The 17,532-nt window shown below is 47.9% G+C and carries 20 protein-coding genes; 13 read left to right on the top strand and 7 right to left on the bottom strand.

Translation table 11 applies throughout. The features are described from left to right. Positions 1 to 76 precede the first annotated feature (76 nt). From EP181_RS08490 to EP181_RS08470, 6 genes are all read right to left on the bottom strand, one after another. The gene (locus EP181_RS08490; protein WP_127471257.1) at positions 77 to 2,011 is read right to left on the bottom strand and encodes an ATP-binding cassette domain-containing protein; all 1,935 of its coding nucleotides are present in this window, start codon (positions 2,009 to 2,011) and stop codon (positions 77 to 79) included. A gap of 228 nt (positions 2,012 to 2,239) precedes the next feature. Beyond that, on the bottom strand, positions 2,240 to 3,010 hold the full coding sequence (locus tag EP181_RS08485) for a spermine/spermidine synthase domain-containing protein (protein WP_127471256.1): 771 nt from the start codon (positions 3,008 to 3,010) through the stop codon (positions 2,240 to 2,242). A 4-nt stretch (positions 3,011 to 3,014) separates the two neighbouring features. Next, positions 3,015 to 3,185 carry a PIN domain-containing protein gene (locus tag EP181_RS12055; RefSeq protein WP_197723366.1) on the bottom strand — a complete coding sequence of 57 codons (171 nt, stop codon included), beginning with the start codon at positions 3,183 to 3,185 and terminating at the stop codon, positions 3,015 to 3,017. Further along, positions 3,155 to 3,415, bottom strand: a complete 261-nt coding sequence (locus EP181_RS08480) for a type II toxin-antitoxin system VapC family toxin (RefSeq protein ID WP_197723365.1) — start codon at positions 3,413 to 3,415, stop codon at positions 3,155 to 3,157. The genes EP181_RS12055 and EP181_RS08480 overlap by 31 nt, the downstream gene beginning before the upstream one ends. Further along, positions 3,412 to 3,651, bottom strand: a complete 240-nt coding sequence (locus EP181_RS08475; protein WP_127471255.1) for an antitoxin — start codon at positions 3,649 to 3,651, stop codon at positions 3,412 to 3,414. The genes EP181_RS08480 and EP181_RS08475 overlap by 4 nt, the downstream gene beginning before the upstream one ends. A gap of 132 nt (positions 3,652 to 3,783) precedes the next feature. Beyond that, entirely contained in the window at positions 3,784 to 4,398 is a 615-nt protein-coding gene (locus EP181_RS08470) for a redoxin domain-containing protein (protein WP_127471254.1), read from the bottom strand. 75 nt (positions 4,399 to 4,473) lie between these two features. Between EP181_RS08470 and EP181_RS08465 the strand changes: the two genes are divergently transcribed. Then, entirely contained in the window at positions 4,474 to 5,100 is a 627-nt protein-coding gene (locus EP181_RS08465; protein WP_127471253.1) for a thiopurine S-methyltransferase, read from the top strand. Positions 5,101 to 5,144: 44 nt separating this feature from the next. On the opposite strand, the gene yrfG is transcribed toward EP181_RS08465, so the two are convergent. Continuing rightward, positions 5,145 to 5,822: a GMP/IMP nucleotidase gene (gene yrfG / locus EP181_RS08460; RefSeq protein WP_232023397.1), complete on the bottom strand. Its 678-nt coding sequence runs from the start codon at positions 5,820 to 5,822 to the stop codon at positions 5,145 to 5,147. A gap of 59 nt (positions 5,823 to 5,881) precedes the next feature. Here yrfG and nudE point away from each other — a divergent pair, with 59 nt between their 5' ends. The 12 genes from nudE to EP181_RS08400 all read left to right on the top strand — a co-directional run bounded on the left by nudE (position 5,882) and on the right by EP181_RS08400 (position 17,531). Then, the gene (nudE, locus tag EP181_RS08455; RefSeq protein WP_127471252.1) at positions 5,882 to 6,487 is read left to right on the top strand and encodes an ADP compounds hydrolase NudE; all 606 of its coding nucleotides are present in this window, start codon (positions 5,882 to 5,884) and stop codon (positions 6,485 to 6,487) included. Beyond that, positions 6,484 to 7,395, top strand: a complete 912-nt coding sequence (cysQ, locus tag EP181_RS08450) for a 3'(2'),5'-bisphosphate nucleotidase CysQ (RefSeq protein ID WP_232023396.1) — start codon at positions 6,484 to 6,486, stop codon at positions 7,393 to 7,395. The genes nudE and cysQ overlap by 4 nt, the downstream gene beginning before the upstream one ends. A gap of 154 nt (positions 7,396 to 7,549) precedes the next feature. After that, a complete protein-coding gene (rpsT, locus tag EP181_RS08445; RefSeq protein WP_127471251.1) occupies positions 7,550 to 7,813 on the top strand; it encodes a 30S ribosomal protein S20 in 264 nt (87 codons plus the stop codon). Positions 7,814 to 7,894: 81 nt separating this feature from the next. Continuing rightward, entirely contained in the window at positions 7,895 to 9,424 is a 1,530-nt protein-coding gene (gene murJ / locus EP181_RS08440; protein WP_127471250.1) for a murein biosynthesis integral membrane protein MurJ, read from the top strand. Between the two features lie 102 nt (positions 9,425 to 9,526). Continuing rightward, the gene (ribF, locus tag EP181_RS08435; protein WP_127471249.1) at positions 9,527 to 10,468 is read left to right on the top strand and encodes a bifunctional riboflavin kinase/FAD synthetase; all 942 of its coding nucleotides are present in this window, start codon (positions 9,527 to 9,529) and stop codon (positions 10,466 to 10,468) included. Positions 10,469 to 10,494: 26 nt separating this feature from the next. Beyond that, positions 10,495 to 10,839, top strand: coding sequence for a type VII toxin-antitoxin system MntA family adenylyltransferase antitoxin (gene mntA, locus EP181_RS08430; protein ID WP_127471248.1), 345 nt, complete (start codon positions 10,495 to 10,497; stop codon positions 10,837 to 10,839). Between the two features lie 162 nt (positions 10,840 to 11,001). Beyond that, positions 11,002 to 11,415, top strand: a complete 414-nt coding sequence (hepT, locus tag EP181_RS08425; protein WP_127471247.1) for a type VII toxin-antitoxin system HepT family RNase toxin — start codon at positions 11,002 to 11,004, stop codon at positions 11,413 to 11,415. Continuing rightward, positions 11,412 to 14,249: an isoleucine--tRNA ligase gene (gene ileS, locus EP181_RS08420; protein WP_127471246.1), complete on the top strand. Its 2,838-nt coding sequence runs from the start codon at positions 11,412 to 11,414 to the stop codon at positions 14,247 to 14,249. Before hepT ends, ileS begins: the two co-directional genes overlap by 4 nt. Beyond that, complete coding sequence (lspA, locus tag EP181_RS08415) at positions 14,242 to 14,835, top strand: signal peptidase II (protein WP_127471245.1); 594 nt, start codon at positions 14,242 to 14,244, stop codon at positions 14,833 to 14,835. The genes ileS and lspA overlap by 8 nt, the downstream gene beginning before the upstream one ends. A 103-nt stretch (positions 14,836 to 14,938) precedes the next feature. Beyond that, entirely contained in the window at positions 14,939 to 15,418 is a 480-nt protein-coding gene (locus tag EP181_RS08410) for a hypothetical protein (protein ID WP_127471244.1), read from the top strand. Positions 15,419 to 15,616: 198 nt separating this feature from the next. Then, positions 15,617 to 16,618, top strand: a complete 1,002-nt coding sequence (locus tag EP181_RS08405; protein ID WP_127471243.1) for a hypothetical protein — start codon at positions 15,617 to 15,619, stop codon at positions 16,616 to 16,618. A 31-nt stretch (positions 16,619 to 16,649) separates the two neighbouring features. After that, positions 16,650 to 17,531 carry a type II secretion system protein gene (locus EP181_RS08400; RefSeq protein WP_127471242.1) on the top strand — a complete coding sequence of 294 codons (882 nt, stop codon included), beginning with the start codon at positions 16,650 to 16,652 and terminating at the stop codon, positions 17,529 to 17,531. Position 17,532: the final 1 nt, after the last annotated feature.

Raw genomic sequence — 17,532 nt, 5'->3', positions numbered from 1 at the left:
CAAAACGCATTTGACCAGGCCTGGTTAAATGCGTTTTGGGTGTGCTTGGCTGCTGATTTGTCGTGATGACGCGCTATTATTCGTTAAGCAACGCTTCTAAGGTTTCCCAACGGGCAAAGGCGGCTTCCAGTTGGCTCTCTTTGTCGGCCAGAGTTTTTAAGGTGGCTTGAATTTTTTCTTCACCCGATTGATAGAATTCGGCGGCGTTCATTTGCTCGGCTAAGGCTCTCAAGGCTTTTTCAAGCGCGTCAATTTCAACGGGCAGGGCGTCGTATTCGCGCTGGTCTTTAAAACTGAGTTTCTTGGGTTTGCTGGTTTTTGTGACTTGACCGCTGTCGGTGGGCGCAGGAATAGCCGCTTGCTCGATAGCATCGGTTTTCTCTAGCGCTTTGGTTTCGGCTTCTTTATTGAGTTTGTTAAAACTCTGTTTGCCAAAATGCGCGGGACGTTGACGCAACCAATCGTCGTAACCGCCCACGTATTCGTTGACCACGCCGGGGGCGTCAAACACAATCGAGCTGGTGCACACGTTGTTTAAAAAGGCGCGGTCGTGGCTAACTATGAGCACAGTGCCTTGATAATTCATCAGCAAGTCTTCTAACAATTCTAAGGTTTCAACGTCTAAATCGTTGGTGGGTTCGTCTAAAATCAGCAGGTTAGACGGTTTGGAAAACACTCGCGCCAATAACAGACGGTTGCGCTCGCCCCCCGAAAGCGATTTGACCGGTTGGCGGGCGCGTTCTGGGGTAAACAAAAAGTCGGCCAAGTAGCTCATGATGTGTTTGCGCTGACCGTTGATTTCAACGTGATCGCTCTCTTCTAACACGCTTTCGACCACCGGTTTGCTTTCGTCTAACTGGGCGCGATGCTGGTCAAAGTAGGCAATTTGAATGTTGGTGCCTATTTTAACGTGGCCGGTTTGCGGCTGAGTTTTGCCAAGAAGCAAGCCAATTAAGGTTGATTTGCCGCAGCCGTTTTCGCCAATAATGCCCACTTTATCGCCACGCATAATCATGCATGAAAACTGGTCAATAATGGTGCGATTGCCCCAGCCAAACGATACCTCGTCCATTTCAATCACCTGCTTGCCCGAGTTGGCCGCCCGGTTCACTTGCAGGTTGGCGGTGCCTTGCACGCCGCGACGCGCTTGGTGTTCTAAACGCAGTTTTTCAAGCTCGCGCACGCGGCCTTCGTTGCGGGTGCGGCGCGCTTTTACGCCTTGACGAATCCAAACCTCTTCTTGTGCGAGTTTTTTGTCAAACAAGGCGTTTTGTTTGCTTTCGGCTTCTAAAACCTCTTCTTTGCGTTGCAAATAGGTTTGGTAGTCGCACTGCCAACTGGCGATTTTACCGCGATCAAGCTCAACAATGCGTGTGGCTAGAGCTTGTAAAAACGCTCTATCGTGGGTGATAAACACCAAACTGCAGCGAATGTTCTTTAAAAAGCCTTCAAGCCATTGAATGGACGGAATGTCCAAATGGTTGGTGGGTTCGTCTAACAGTAAAATGTCGGGTTCTTGCACTAAGGCTTGCGCTAACAACACGCGACGTTTCATACCACCTGATAAGTTTGAAAACTCGGCGTCGGCGGGCAGCTCCAGTTTAGAAATAATGGTATCGACTTTTTGGTTTAGCTCCCAACCGTTTTGGTTGTCGATTTGCTGTTGCACCTCGCTAAAAGCTTCCATAATCTCGTCGGTGTAATCCGTTTGCAGTTGGTGACTGATGTGGTGAAACTGCTCAATTAAACTGCCTAAGTTGCCCAATCCGCTGGCAATCACGTGAAACACGCTGCCTGTCATGTCGTGCGGAACTTCTTGTTGCAGTTTGGCAATTTTTACGCCGTCTTGCACAATGCGCGTGCCGCCGTCGGCTTGAATTGCGCCTTCCACCACTTTGAGCAGGGTCGATTTGCCCTCGCCGTTACGCCCCACAATACAGACGCGTTCGTTGGGTTCAATTTGAAAAGTCGCTTTGTCAAATAAGGGTGCTGCGCCAAAGCTTAGGGTGATGTCGCGTAAAAAAGAAGAGCCATAATGTGTGGTGTTGTTCCAAAATTGTACAAAAGAATGCGTCTAGCCCGGAAATTTCATAAATTTGTGCCAAGATCGCGCAGAAACTTGTTTTCACAAGGAAATTTTCGAAGAAGTGTCGTATCCACGATTACGACCGACTGAGAAAATATTTCTTGTGGAATCAAGGAGCAAGCGAGAGGGTGCATAATTTATGAATTTTCCGGGCTAACGCTGAATGCACAGGATTATATTCTCACTTGAGTGAATTTGATAGCGTTCAACTGTGAAGCTTGCGCGCGGATGGGTTATTAGATGCTCAGTTTGCAGGTGTTGCCAGTGGCTAATGAGTTGTTCGGTTTGGGCTTTTATGTGCGGTTCTGGATTGTTCCACACATTAAAGATGACCAGGCCTGGTGTGTTTACCCGTTGCAAACAGTGTTGTTGAAACTCAAATTGCGCAAACACATCGGGCATGCCTTGGTCGTCAAATAGGTCAATTACCAGCACATCATAACCAGGCGCACCCTGAGCATGCGATTGCGCCATAAACGTATAAGCGTCGGTACAAATGGGGGTAATTTCAGGCACGTCGGGCAGGTAAAAGTAACGGTAGGCGACATCAATCACCGCTTGGCGCAGCTCGACTACGTCCAGGGTGACGTTGGGCAGTAAGCGGTTTAGGTGGGTGAGCAATGTGCCGCCCCCCAGTCCCAGCATAAGCAAACGCTTAACGCTGTGCTGGTCGCAAAAATTAAGCACCTGCTGTTCAATCACTTCTTGGTATTCAAGTGCTAAGGTCATGGGGGCGTTAAAATACAGCCGGCTTTGCTCGGCACCCGGGCCAAAAAACAAACCGCGCATGTGTTGAGTGTCCACCACCTCGATTAAGCCATAAGCGTCGCGCTCACAATGCAACACCGTGCCACCGTATTTTTGGCGGGGCAAACGTGATGTGGCCGCTGTTTTAGTCATGCGATTAGTCACTGGTTTGGTCATTGGTTTAGTCGCACCAGTTTTCAATGGTTAAATTAGGAATTCGCGCAAATTCTTTAACGTTGTTGGTGACTAAGGTGGCGTTTAAACTCACTGCGTTGGCGGCAATAAGCATGTCGTGTGCGCCAATGACTTGTCCAGAGGCTTCTAAATAAGCTCGTAATTGGCCATAAGCCAAGCCCGCTGAGTCGTCAAAAACAAACTTTTCGAGCGGGTATAAAAACTCTCTGACCGCCACAGCCAACTTGGGGCTGGCTTTTTATGCACGCCGTAAAACAGTTCGGCTACGGTAATGGCCGACACACCCAAACGCGCCTGTTTTGCTGTGGCTTCAAAGCGGTCTATCAGTGCATAATCACGACTGCGAATTAAATAAGAGATGATGTTGGTGTCCAGCAGATAAATCAAAATAACGCTCGCTCTTGTGCGGCGGGCTGATTACGTTGTTGCTCAAAATCGTCTAGTTCGGCTAAATCGTCGAGCGCACGGCGCATTAAATCCCACTGGCTGGGTTGTTTGGCGCTGATTAAAATAGAGTGGCCAATTTTTTCAATGTACACCTCTGTGCCTTCTACTCTAAATTCTTTTGGCAGACGAATCGCTTGGCTACGACCATTTTGAAATACTTTGGCGGTGTGTAACATGGTGTTCTCCAATGAGTGGGTATTACCATTAAGTATATACCATATAAGGGCTGAATCCAAATAGGGATAAAGTAAGCAAACCCAATCAAAAACGTCAAAAATGCTTCTGACCAGGCCTGGTTAAAGCGGTTTTTATAATCCCAGCCACCACAAGCGTAAACGCAAACCCCAGGCGGTGGTAAAGCCTACTTCGACAAACTCAACTTGGCCATCGGAGCCAACTATAAAGTCGGCCGGCACGGCTTTGGCACCAAATTGACTGAGCCACTGGCCGCTTTCGTCGTTGACGATAAACGCCGGGTTCATATTGTTAAGTTGGGCGTAGGCTAACAGCTCGGCGTTGGTGCCCGATTGCGAGGCGATGTTGATGACCGCGTAGTCTTTCGCAATGGACTCGATGCCATCACGGCTGACACTGCAAATGGGACACCAGGTGGCCCAAATGTGAATCAGCACCGGTTTGCCTTGTTGGTTTAGGGCTTGCAAATCTAACGTTTGTCCGGTGAGGCTTTGCACCTGCAAAATGGGCGCTTGACCGCGCAATACATCGCCTTGCATAAAGGGTCGTAAGATTAAGAACAGCGCCAAAAACGCCAAAACAGTCACGCTGTTTTTAACCCAATTGTTTTGCCATACCCGTTTTAAGGTTGGCACAATGGGTTGACCAGGCCTGGTTTCGTTGGGTGTATTGGGTGTATTGGGTGTATTGGGTGTATTGGGTGTGATTGGGGGTGTTGAGTTTGACATGCCGATGCTCTTTGCGTTTAATGAATCGCTATTATAGGGCGCATAACGTTTAAATTAACTAAGTTTGAGAACAAAATGGACGCAGATTTTTGGCATAAAATGTGGCAAAGCGGTGTGGTGGGGTTTCATCAGGCGGATATTAACGCGTTTTTGCGCCAGTTTTGGCCGCGCTTAATGTTAAACGGTGGCGCGGTATTGGTGCCATTGTGCGGTAAATCGCTGGACATGCTGTGGTTAAAAGAGGCCGGCCACGAGGTTTTGGGGGTTGAGCTAAGCGCCCAGGCGCTGGACGAATTTTTACACGAAAATAATATCGTTGCGCAACCCATTACGCACGACCGTTATTGCGGTTACGAGTTACCCGGGATGCGTTTATTATGCGGGGATTTTTTTCATTTAACCGCGCAAGAGTGCCGCCATGTGTGTGCGGTGTACGATCGCGCTGCGATTGTGGCGCTGCCTAAAGCCATGCGTGCGGCTTACGCGCAGCATCTTAAAGTCATTTTGCCAAAAGGCACGCAACTGTTAATGGTGACCATGGAGTACAACGAAACGCAATTGTCTGGCCCGCCGTTTTCGGTGACGCAAGACGAGGTGATGGAATTATTTGCTGGGTTTATGCACATTGAGAAGGTCGCTCAATCGACCAGCACACGCCGAGGCGTGGCGGTCACCGAGCTGGTGTTTTTAATGCAATCTTAACGCGCTGTTAAATTTGTAAGACGGGATGCTGGCTTTATAGCCGCTTACGGCATAATTTGCTCGTAGCGTTCAAACCCTGCAAAGTCTTTTGGGTCAATTTTTTCAAGCTCTGGACTGACGTGGGTGGCGCACAATAAATAGGCAATGCCATAGTCCTTGGCCGATTGCAGGGCGTGCAAGTTGTCGTCAATTAATAAGGTGCGTTGCGGATTAAAGGGCGTGGCATTGTGCAGGTGCGACCATAAAGCGATGTCTTCTTTGGGGGTGCCAAAGTCGTGTGCCGAAACCAATACGTCAAAATAAGCGCCAATTTCGGTCATCTCTAATTTGAGTGCCAAGCTGTCGCGGTGGGCGTTGGTGACCATCACCACGTGTTTGTTTAACTGCTTTAAACGCGCCAAAAAATCCAGCACCTGCGGGTGAACTTTAATTTGGTGTTTTAGCTCACGTTTAAGTTGGGCAATAGGCAGGTTAAGGGTGGCGCTCCAATAGTCTAGACAGTACCAATTTAACGTGCCAGTTTGTGAGTGAATTTTTTGGTGAATTAACGCTTTAGCATCGCTTAACGCCAATTGGTTTTGCTCGGCGTAGGCGTGCGGAATGACATGCATCCAAAAATGCCAATCAAAATGCAAATCCAGTAAAGTACCGTCCATGTCTAATAAAACCGTGTCAATGTTAGACCAGTCAATGAGTGGCTTGTGCGGCTGAATTATTGGCAATGGGCGCTCCTTAGCGTATTATGAGGTTCTATCAAAATTAGTTTATAAGGCGTTAAAACATGTCGGTTATTTCGTCAAACTTGTTAAACCAATCAACAAACCAATCAATAAACCCATCCACGCAAAAATCGCCGGTTATTTTAGCCCAAAACATTGCGGTGCAATCACAAAACTTTACCGTGCAAACTCAGCAGTTGCAGTTTGCCAATGGCACGCAGGTCACTTACGAGCGGTTGTTGGGCAGTACGTTGGGGGCGGTGTTGATTATTCCTATGTTAGACGCCAATACCATGTTGTTGATTAGAGAGTTTGCCGCCGGTGTGGGGCGTTACGAGCTGGGGTTTCCTAAGGGTAAAATTGACGCGGGTGAAACCTGGAAAGAGGCGGCCATTCGTGAAAGCCAAGAAGAGGTGGGGCATTGCCCCGCGCACGTTAAATTGTTGGATTCAGTCAGTCTGGCGGCGGGATACATGACGCATCACACCCACATTGTCTTGGCCACTCAATTAACCCCGCAAACTGCGCTTGGCGATGAACCCGAGCCCTTAGAAGTGGTGCCGTGGAAACTAGACGATTGGACGCGTTTATTGCAACAACCCGATTTTAGCGAGGGTCGCGCTTATGCGGCCTTAATGTTGTTGTTACAAGAGATGAAAAAAATTTGAACACACCTAATGTAACCCAAGCAAGCTTACCCACTTTTACCCAAGCGCAACTGCAAGCTATTTTGCCACAGGTATGCAAAATTGCCTATGAAGCTGGACAGCGTATTAGTGCCATTTATCATCAAGCGGGTGCCGTGGCGGTTGAAAAAAAGCACGACGGCTCACCCGTCACCATTGCCGACCAACAGGCCGACGACTTTATTTGCCACGCGTTAACGGATTTACTGCCCGACGTTGGACTTATTAGCGAAGAGAGCGTTGAGCGCGTGCCGTTTGCAACCCGCCAGGCCTGGTCATGTTATTGGCTGGTTGATCCACTGGATGGCACCAAAGAATTTATTGAACGCACGGGTGAGTACAGTGTAAACATCGCCTTAATTGACGCGCAACAGCCGGTGTTGGGGGTGGTGTACGCACCCGAAAAAGGCGAATTATATTGTGCGGTGCACGGCGGTGGGGCGTTTAAACTTACGGGTTTATTGGCTTTAGAGGCGGGTATAACCGACCAGGCCTGGTTAACCGTTATGGCGCAAGCGCAACCTATTGAATCAAGTCGGTTAGTGTGTCAAACCCATCCTGTTATTAACGTGGCGGTAAGTCGTCGACATGGCCAGTCTACGACTAAGTTTGTGGCGCAATTGGGTGACACGCAGCGCATTATAATGGGGTCGGCGCTTAAAACCTGCTTGGTGGCCGAAGGCCGTGCTGATGTCTATCCGCGTTTTGGCCCTACGTCGTTGTGGGATACCGCCGCCTCGCAAGTGGTGTTGGAAGCCGCCGGTGGTTCGGTTTTAAACGCCGCCGGACATCCGCTTAAATACGTGCAAACCCAGTCGTTGCTTAATCCATTTTTTATGGCGGTCGGTGACGCGGCTTATCCTTGGCCTAAGTTTCCAGAAGTGTTTTAAATTATTCAATTTTGTCTGTTCGGGATTGACGGTTATGGGCTAAATGTGGATAATTCTTTTTTTCTTCTTTAGCGCGCGGTGTGCTATCTGAAGTTGCGTTATTTCGGTCTATGGATCGTTGATGCGTAAAACCTAACTTTTGGAGATTTACAAAGTGGCAAATACAGTACAAGCAGCAAAACGCGCACGTCAAGCGGAACAAAGTCGTCAACACAACGTAGCAATGCGTTCAGACATGCGTACGGCACTTAAAAAAGTATTGGCGTCTATCGCAGCGGGTGATCAAGCTAAGTCAAACGAATTATTTCGTGTTGCACAGTCTAAATTAGACGGCATGGCTCGCAAAGGCATTATTGCTAAGAACAAAGCGGCACGTACTAAGAGCCGTATTAACGCGCGCATTAAAGCGATGGCGTAATTTTACGGTTAATACGTAAAATTTAAAAAACCGGGCTTGCCCGGTTTTTTTATATCTCAATTTAATCAATAAGAGTCGCCCTTGAGAAGATTAATTAAAGCCACCGCCACCGTGGGTGGCATGACGATGATTTCGCGTATTTTAGGCTTTGTGCGCGACATGGTTATTGCCCGCTATTTTGGTGCCGGCACCGGTGCCGATGCGTTTTTTGTGGCCTTTAAAATCCCCAACTTTTTTAGGCGCTTGTTTGCCGAAGGCGCGTTTTCGCAAGCCTTTGTTCCGGTGTTGGTCGAGGCCAAAGAGCGCCGTGGTTTTGATGCGGTTAAGCATTTGGTTGACGCGATTAGTTTTAGATTGGCCGGTATTTTACTGGTGCTCACTGCGTTTGGCGTGTTTGGGTCGTCGTTGTGGATGATGGTGTTTGCGCCTGGGTTTATTGACGACCCCGAAAAATTTAATTTGGCCGCCGACATGCTGGCCATCACGTTCCCGTATTTATTGTTAATCTCATTGGTGGCGTTTTCATCGGCCATTATGAACAGTTACAACCAATTTGCCGTACCCGCGTTTACCCCGGTATTTTTAAATTTGGTGATGATTATTTTTGCCATTTGGGTATCGCCGCTGTTGGACGTGCCTATTATGGCTTTGGCGTGGGGCGTGTTGGTAGCGGGCGTGGTGCAGTTGCTGTTTCATCTGCCTTTTTTATACCGCTTGGGCTTGTTGCCCAAGCCTACGCTAAAATCAGACCCAGGTGTGTCTGAGGTTAAGCGTCTAATGATTCCTGCCCTGTTTGGGGTGTCGGTGGCGCAAATTAACTTATTAGTAGACACTATTTTGGCGTCGTTTTTAGTGACCGGTTCGGTGTCGTGGTTGTATTATTCGGATCGCTTAATGGAGTTTCCGTTAGGGGTTTTTGGCGTGGCGTTGGCCACTGTGGTATTACCAGGCCTGGCTAAAAGTGCCGCCAATGAAGATTGGCAAGGTTTTCAAAAAGATTTAGATTCGGCCTTACGGTTAGTGATAATTATTGGCGTACCCTCCATGTTGGGCTTGCTGTTACTGGCCGAGCCGTTGGTGGTGTCGTTGTTTTATTACGGCGCATTTACCGCGCACGACGCGCACATGGCCGGTTTGAGTTTAATGGGGTATTCGGTTGGTTTATTAGGGTTTATTTTGGTTAAAATTTTAGCGCCCGCGTTTTACGCCCGCAAAGAGATGAAAACCCCCGTTAAAGTGGCCATTATTGCCCTGGTGACTAACATGGTGCTTAACTTATTATTGATTGGCCCTTTTGCCCACGTTGGATTGGCTGTGGCCACCAGTATTTCGGCGTTTGTAAACGCCGGATTATTGTATTGGTATTTGCGCAAGCAAAATGCCTTTGCACCCTTGGCGGGTTGGAGCAAATTAATCGCACAAGTCGTTACCGCCACCGTGGTGTTGGTGCTGTTTATTGTGCTGATTAGCCCAAGTAATCCGCAATGGCTGGCATTTAGCGGTTGGGAGCGGGTGAGTTGGTTACTCACATTAATATTTGGCTCTTTAGTACTGTATTTTGGCACTTTGTTGGCCGTAGGGCTTAATCCTAAGCGGTTGTTGGCGCGGTAAATATGCGTTTTGTGAATGTATTCTTTATAAAATCGATTAGCGTGCCGTTTTAGCGTGAATACGCTATACTTTGTGCTTTTTTAACAGACTGAACTTTAACCGATGCAGTTGATTCGCAGCCTTAACAATTTGCCCCAGTTTAATGCATCGTTGGCGCGCGGCTGTGTGCTGACGATTGGCAATTTTGATGGCGTGCATTTAGGCCATCAGCAAGTTTTAAACTCGGTGGTGGCGCGCGCTAAAGCGCTTAATTTACCCAGCGTGGTGATGTTGTTTGAGCCACTGCCCATTGAGTTTTTTAGCCCAGACAACGCGCCGGTGCGCTTAATGAACTTTAGAGAAAAGCTGTGCGCGTTTCAAAATACCGCCATAGATTTTGTATTGTGTGTGCGCTTTAATGCGGTCTTTGCCAAATTAAGCGCGCACGCGTTTGTTAGCGACGTGTTAATAAACGGTTTGCATGTTAAGCAATTGGTGGTGGGCGACGACTTTAGGTTTGGACAACAACGCCAAGGTGATTTTGCTTATTTGCTTGAGCGTGGCGCACAAGACGGTTTTAGCGTAACCGACATGCCCACCTATTTAGTGGACGAGCAACGCGTCAGCAGTACCCGTATAAGAGAGGCCTTAGCGTTGCCCAATTTGCCTTACGCCAAGCGTTTATTAGGCAAAGAGTTTAGCTTTAATGGTCGGGTGATTCACGGTCAAAAACTGGGCAGAACCTTGGGGTTTAGAACCTTAAATTTAAACCCAAAACGCGCCCAAATGCCGGTGCAAGGCGTGTATGCGGTGTTGGTGCATGGCATTAGCACCCAGCCCTGGCCGGGTGTGGCCAACGTAGGCTTGCGTCCCACGGTCGATGGCCAAAGGCCGTCCATTGAAGTGCATTTGTTTGATTGGCACAAAGACGTTTACGGCCAACATGTTGAGGTAACGCTCCAACAGTTTATTCGCCATGAGATGAAGTTTGCTGGTTTAGACGCCTTAAAAGCCCAAATACAACACGATGCGCAAAGTGCAAAAAACTATTTTGGCTTGGTTTAACGTGTTTAACGTTTTTAGGAGTTCGCTTGGCCACTGCACCCCCTCTTAATGTTTTAAAACTGGCTTTTGCCATTCACCAGGCCTGGTCAAATGTTAAGGCGGTGTATTTGTTTGGTTCGTACGCTCATGGCGAGCAACGTAATAACAGCGATGTTGATTTGGCCTTGCTGTTTGCACCCAGCGACGCTAAACGCATTACCTTGTTAAACTCACTCGGTCAGGTGCAGTTAGAATCTTTGTTGGGCGTTGGGGTTGATTTAATTAATTTGCAGTTGGTGGATACCGTGTTTCAAAATGAAATTATTCATCAGGGTAAGGTCATTTTTTGGCCGACGACTTTACTCAAAGCCAGCTGGATGAATTTGAAATAGGCGTTATGGCGCGTTACCGAAAACTGAACGAAGAGCGCCAGGCCATTATTGAATCTGGATTAGCCAGCGGATTTTATTAGCTGCTTATCAAGTATTAGGTATTAAGTATTAAGTGTTAAGTACTAGGTTGCTACACCAACTTTTGGGAGTTTTGATGCCGCTATGAACGATGTATTGCTCAATAAAAAAGTCAGTATAGAGCGCTGCATTAGGCAAATTAAAACCTACTATGCGTTAAATACCGGTTGCGCGTTTAAAGATGATTTTTTAAAGCAAGACGCCATTGCCATTAACTTACAGCGCATTGCTGAGTTGGCCATTGATATGGCCGCGTACACCATAAAAAAATACAAATGGGGACTGCCCAAAGACAGTCGGAATCACTTTCAAATCTTAGAAATACACCAAGTGATTTCGCCTGAGTTATCGCAAAAATTACAGAACATGGTTGGATTTAGAAACGTCTTAGTTCATGAATATCAAACATTGGATATTCAACTCATGCAAGACGTTATTGAAAACCGCTTACACGACTTAATTGACTACACCGCCAACGTTTTAGAGAGCAATGTATGACACAAACCACCGATTATAAATTGACGTTAAACCTTCCCGAAACCGACTTTCCGATGCGAGGCAGTTTGCCGACGCGTGAGCCTGCTCAAGTCAAAGCGTGGGAGGCCGATGGGTTGTATCAAATCGTTCGCGAACATAAAAAAGGCTTGCCTAAATTTATTTTGCACGACGGCCCACCGTACGCCAACGGCGACATTCACATTGGGCACGCGGTGAATAAAGTCTTAAAAGACATGATTGTAAAGTCTAAAGGCTTAAGCGGTTTTGATGCGCCGTTTGTGCCCGGTTGGGATTGTCATGGCTTACCCATTGAGCTAAACGTTGAAAAGAAAAAAGGCAAAGTAGGGCAAAAAATTGGCGCTACCGAGTTTCGCCAGGCCTGTCGAGATTACGCACAAAGTCAGGTAGAAGGGCAAATGGCCGACTTTAAACGTTTGGGCATTATGGCCGACTGGGACAATCCTTATTTAACCAAAGACTTTAAATTTGAAGCCAACGAAATTCGTGCGCTGGCCAAAATCATTCAAAACGGTCACTTAGTCAAAGGCACTAAGCCGGTGTATTGGTCGGTGGGCGGCCATTCGGCCTTGGCCGAGGCCGAAGTGGAATACGAAATGAAACGCTCAAAGTCGATTGACGTGCGTTTTAAGGTGCTGGATGAAGCGGCGTTTTTTGCGCGTTGCCATCACGTTGAAGACCATTTGGGCGAAGGGCCTTTGTCGGTGGTGATTTGGACCACTACGCCTTGGACATTACCCGCTAACCAAGCCGTTGCCATTAACCCAGAGCTCGAATACGCCGTGGTACAAGTCACCGGCGAGCACGGTCCAGAGCGCCTGTTTTTAGCCGAAGCCATGATTAAAACCACCATGGATAAATGGGGCTTTGATGCCTACCGCGTCATCGCTTATGGGCGTGGTAATCAGTTTGATTTAATTCGATTGCGTCACCCGTTTTACGAACGCATTGTGCCGTTAATTTTAGGCGAACACGTCACCACCGAGGCCGGAACAGGCTGTGTACACACCGCACCAGGTCACGGGGTTGATGACTTTGCGGTAGGGTTAAAATACGATTTAGAGGTGGATTGCCCCGTGGACGGCAACGGCAATTACGTGGCCGGCACGCCGTTGTTTGCCGGCGAAAACGTTTTAAAAGTAGACGACCACGTGATTGAAGTGCTTAAAGAACACCACGCGCTGTTGCACATTGAAGTGATTGAGCACAGTTACCCACACTGCTGGCGCACCAAAACGCCGCTTATTTTTAGAGCCACGCCGCAATGGTTTATTAGCATGACGCAAGCCGGTTTACGTGACGGTGCGCTACGTGAAATTAAAAACGTGCAGTGGATTCCCGAATGGGGTCAAAACCGCATTGAAGGCATGATTGACGGCCGTCCAGATTGGTGTATTTCGCGGCAGCGTTTTTGGGGTGTGCCCATCACTATTTTTGTAAACAAAGTGACTCAAGAAATGCACCCGCGCACCATTGAGTTAATGGAAGAAGTAGCTAAGTTGGTTGAAGTCAATTCAATTGACGCTTGGTACGATTTGGACGTGGCCAGTTTATTGGGCAGTGACGCCGACGACTACGAGCAAGTCACCGATATTTTAGACGTGTGGTTTGATTCGGGTATTTCGCATTTTACCGTGTTAGGGCAACGTGACGAGTTGTCGGCTCCGGCCGATTTGTATTTAGAAGGCTCAGATCAACATCGCGGTTGGTTTCAATCGTCGTTGTTAACGGCCTTAGCCACCGACGGCCATGCGCCTTACAAACAAGTGCTTACCCACGGTTTTACGGTGGATAAAGACGGCAAAAAAATGTCTAAATCCAAAGGCAATGTGGTCGCACCCCAGCAAATCTCTAACACCTTGGGTGCAGACATTTTGCGCCTGTGGATTTCGGCCGCCGACTACCGCTATGAAATGACTGTATCGGACGAAATCATTAGCCGTACCGCCGACTCTTATCGTCGTATTCGCAACACCGCGCGCTTTTTATTGGCCAATATTAGCGGCTTTAATCCCGCGACCGATTTGGTGGCGTACGATGATTTATTGCCGCTAGACAAATGGGTGATTGGTCACGCACACATCTTGCAACAAGAGATTGTCGCGGCGTACGACAGTTATAATTTTCATGCAATTTATCAGGCCTTAACCCATTTTTGCTCGGTTGAGTTGGGGGCGTTTTATTTAGACGTTATTAAAGACCGCCAATACACCTGCAAAACCGATGGATTAGCACGACGTTCGGCGCAAACCGCGTTGTATCACATTATTGAAGCCATGACGCGTTGGATGGCGCCTATTTTGAGTTTTACCGCCGAAGAAATTTGGACGTTTTTACCCGGCGAACGCGATAAAACGGTGTTTGTGGCGCAATGGTACACCGGCTTAACGGCGTTAGACGAAACCGCCGCCATGAACTCGGCCTACTGGGCACAAATGATTGAAGTGCGTTCGGCCGTGGCCAAAACACTTGAAAAACTGCGCGCCGAAAAAGTCATTGGCGCATCTTTAAGTGCCGAAGTTACCTTGTATTGCCAAGACGATTTGTTAACCGCCATTGAAGCGTTGCAAGACGAGTTGCGCTTTGTGCTGATTACCTCTCAGGCCTGGGTAAAACCGTTGTCGCAAAAAACCGTCGCCGCGGTAGAAAGCGAACTGCCAGGCCTGTGGATTGAGTCGGTGGCCACCGAGCACGCTAAATGCGCGCGTTGTTGGCATCACCGTGAAGAGGTCGGTCATATTGCCGAACATCCAGAGTTGTGTCAACGTTGTGTGGATAACGTGGACGGTGATGGAGAAGTGCGTCACTATGCCTAACCATTCAATTCAAGCAGACTTAAACAGCGCAAACGCCTCAAGCGCGGTGCGCACTTTGTGGTTTGCGGTTATGTTAATTGTGGTTGATCAACTCACTAAATATTGGGCTGTGTCTACGTTGGTGATGGGTGTTCCCGTGCCGGTTATGCCCAATTTAAACATGACGTTGGTGTACAACTACGGCGCAGCCTTTAGCTTTTTAGCCGATATGGGTGGCTGGCAACGCTGGTTTTTTACCGGATTAGCTGCCGCTGTTACTGTGATTTTGTGGCTGTGGTTGGCCAAACTGCCCAATCGATTTACGGTTGATGTATTGGCCATAAACCTCGTATTAGGCGGCGCCATTGGCAACGTCATTGACCGCGTGTTGGCGGGGCGAGTAACCGACTTTGTCGACTTTTACATCGGCACATGGCACTACGCCACCTTTAACGTTGCCGACATGGCGATTACGGTGGGTGCGATATTGTTGTTGTGGTCCGAGCTGTGGTTAAAACCCCGTTTGGCCAAGCACGCCTTGCAACAAGACCCGTTGCAGAGTGATTCGCAAAGCGATTCGCCCAGTGATTTGCAAAACAAACCTTAACCGTTAGTCAGTATGATCAGGCCTGGTTAACCTAATTTAAACGCTTGTTTTGCATTCTAAAACACACAAGCCAAACACAAGCCAAACACAAACAAAGGAAATCATGAATAGACAGTGCCAACCTTGCACCGCCTGTTGCGATGGCTGGGTGCAAATTACCGTTAAAGGCTGTGAAGCCTATCCCGGTCATCCCTGTCCGCACAGCACAGGCCAAGGCTGCGACGATTACCTTAATCGCCCTGTGCAACCTTGCCAAACATTTGAATGCAGCTGGGTTAAAGCCGGCAGTGCCTTACCCGAACATTTAAAACCCAGCGAAAGCGGTGCGCTGGTCATCGACGGAATTTTAAAATGGCAAGGCCTTAGCGTTGATTTGGCGGTTCCCGTTGGCCGAGAAATTCCCCCCGCTACTTTAGATTGGTTAAAAGAGTTTGCCGAGCGCACCTTGCGCCCGCTTATTTACCAACAACAAGACCCAGACAGCAAACTCCTGCAAAAAAATCCCCTCACACTCGCCTACGGCCCACCCGCGTTTCAGCAATGGGTGTTAGAACAACAAGCGCAAGGCAAAACACTTTGGTAGGGTCGCAAGCGTAATGCGCTGTTAGGGTGACACAAGTTTGTTTAGCCATTTAAAACCATCTCTTTTGCTTTGCCTGTGTTGGGTGTAAACTTTAATTAACCCAAGTAGGTATTGGTCTAAATAGTTGTTATCGCAACGTTTTTAATAATTTAGAATAGCTTGATAAGTATTAAAGCTAAGTTAATTAGCGAGGCAAACATGACCACCCCTGTAAACAACTTATCCCAAAAACGGCTTAATGCACGACTTAAAAACAGGCGCATTCAACTCAGAAAACAATCTGGGTTTATGGTCTTGTTGGGCATGTTAATGCTGGTGTTGGGCGCGGCGGCTTGGTTTGGTAACGTGGGCAATATTCGCTCCGAGACCATGCAAATTAGCATGGAGAAATCGCACGTCAACGCCTTAAAAGACATTAAAGATAAAATGCTCATGTACGCGGTCATGCAACCCGAAATTTTTAGAACGGCTTCTGGCGCTACCACGGCTTTACCCGTTGAACAAATTCCTGGGCCAGGCTACTTTCCTTGTCCAGATACCAGTGGTAATGGAATAAGCAATGCGCCTTGTGGTGCGGGGGTGAGTGTGGTCGTTGGGCGGGTGCCTTCGCACATCAGTTCACGTTTTTTTAATTTTATAACGCGTCCAGTGTTGCAAGAAAATTATTGGTTTGCGGTAGATTCTCGTTTTGTGGTGCAAAACAACGACTTTAATAATTTTGGTGCCGCTGGCGCATTTAAAAGTAAACGTTACGCGCCGTTAAACAGCACCGAACCTGCCACCGCCGCGTTGACCCTGGACGGAGTAACCGATGTGGTTATGGTGTTGTTTTATACCGGCAGTGCTTTAGCCGGTCAAGATCGTAGCAGCAATACAGTTACCGCGTTTTTAGAGCTTGAAAACGCCGATGGCGATGCAGATTTTATTTCAACTTCGGCTAATCCTGCTCAGTTTAACGATCATGTGATTGCCATTACGCGAGATGAATGGAATTCGGCTTTGTTGACAAGAGTAAGTCAAGACGTTAACTCAGATGATATCCCCGATTTGTGTGCCTTGCCTGACGATTCGGCGCATTGGTTTAATGCGTGCAATAATATTTTTAAAACCGCCAGTGACGGCACTTTGTGTGCGGGAGTGGCGACTGATTTTGATAATCAGGTGGGACAAAATTGGCGTGGGGTGTTAGGTTGTCCTTAACCGGTTTGAAGGTGTTTATAAGGAGTTTTAAATGGTCTTAAAACAAGGTTTTTTAAGGTGCGTTGTGAACTTACCAGGCCTGGTCAAGATGGTTATGAGGTTTAAGCGTAAGGGTTTGGCATGTTCGTATAAAAAAATACCTTCGCATGCGCAAAATGGATTTTCTTTGCTTGAAATTAGCATTGCTTTGGCCATTTTAGGGGTGCTGACTTATGGCTTAGCCAACACCACGCACACTGGACGCAACTTTGATCAATATGCCCAAAATCGTTTAGTGCTCGACGACATTAAATTGGCCTTACTGACCTTTGTGCAAGTAAACGGCTATTTGCCTTGTCCAGACAGCGACGCGGACGGTCGCGAAAACAGAGCCACTGCGGGAAATTTTCAATGTACTGTCAGCAAAGGCCGTTTGCCCTATTTAGAGCTGGGTGTTGCACCCACCGACGCATGGCAGCAACCTTTTTATTATGCGGTAAACCATGTAGCCGATAATGATGCCGCTACCATCAATAGTGTGGCAGAATCGGCCAGTTATTTTAGCAATCAAGGTGGTAATGACCCTGTGTTTGGTTTTAATACCCCGCCTTTTGGTTCTAAAACCGGCACGGGCAATTACACGGTTTGCGCACAAACGGCCGCCGCGTGCAATGGCAGCACCGCAGGCGGCGACACGGTTGAACAGGTGGCCATCGCGGTGGTCATCAGCTTTGGCGTAAACGGTCAAGAAACTTGGTCAGGGGCGACCTTAAACACCTTTGAAACCGAAAATATCGATAACGACAACTATTTTTGGGTGGCCGCTGACAACAATGCATCGTTATTTGATGACCAGTTAATATGGCTAACAGGGTACGAACTTAAGCACGCCATTATTCGAACGGGTCGATTTTTGTCAGATTTGGAGAGTTAAC

The organism is Thiomicrorhabdus aquaedulcis (assembly GCF_004001325.1).
Taxonomy (GTDB): Bacteria; Pseudomonadota; Gammaproteobacteria; order Thiomicrospirales; family Thiomicrospiraceae; genus Thiomicrorhabdus; species Thiomicrorhabdus aquaedulcis.
This window is presented reverse-complemented; position numbering and strand designations above follow the sequence as displayed.

Excerpts from the sequence above, each read along its gene's own strand:
- EP181_RS08485 (WP_127471256.1), bottom strand. The coding sequence starts at position 3,010 with ATGACCAAACCAGTGACTAATCGCATGACTAAAACAGCGGCCACATCA.
- EP181_RS08475 (WP_127471255.1), bottom strand. The coding sequence starts at position 3,651 with ATGTTACACACCGCCAAAGTATTTCAAAATGGTCGTAGCCAAGCGATT.
- EP181_RS08470 (WP_127471254.1), bottom strand. The coding sequence starts at position 4,398 with ATGTCAAACTCAACACCCCCAATCACACCCAATACACCCAATACACCC.
- EP181_RS08465 (WP_127471253.1), top strand. The coding sequence starts at position 4,474 with ATGGACGCAGATTTTTGGCATAAAATGTGGCAAAGCGGTGTGGTGGGG.
- nudE (WP_127471252.1), top strand. The coding sequence starts at position 5,882 with ATGTCGGTTATTTCGTCAAACTTGTTAAACCAATCAACAAACCAATCA.
- ribF (WP_127471249.1), top strand. The coding sequence starts at position 9,527 with ATGCAGTTGATTCGCAGCCTTAACAATTTGCCCCAGTTTAATGCATCG.
- hepT (WP_127471247.1), top strand. The coding sequence starts at position 11,002 with ATGAACGATGTATTGCTCAATAAAAAAGTCAGTATAGAGCGCTGCATT.
- ileS (WP_127471246.1), top strand. The coding sequence starts at position 11,412 with ATGACACAAACCACCGATTATAAATTGACGTTAAACCTTCCCGAAACC.
- lspA (WP_127471245.1), top strand. The coding sequence starts at position 14,242 with ATGCCTAACCATTCAATTCAAGCAGACTTAAACAGCGCAAACGCCTCA.
- EP181_RS08410 (WP_127471244.1), top strand. The coding sequence starts at position 14,939 with ATGAATAGACAGTGCCAACCTTGCACCGCCTGTTGCGATGGCTGGGTG.
- EP181_RS08405 (WP_127471243.1), top strand. The coding sequence starts at position 15,617 with ATGACCACCCCTGTAAACAACTTATCCCAAAAACGGCTTAATGCACGA.
- EP181_RS08400 (WP_127471242.1), top strand. The coding sequence starts at position 16,650 with ATGGTCTTAAAACAAGGTTTTTTAAGGTGCGTTGTGAACTTACCAGGC.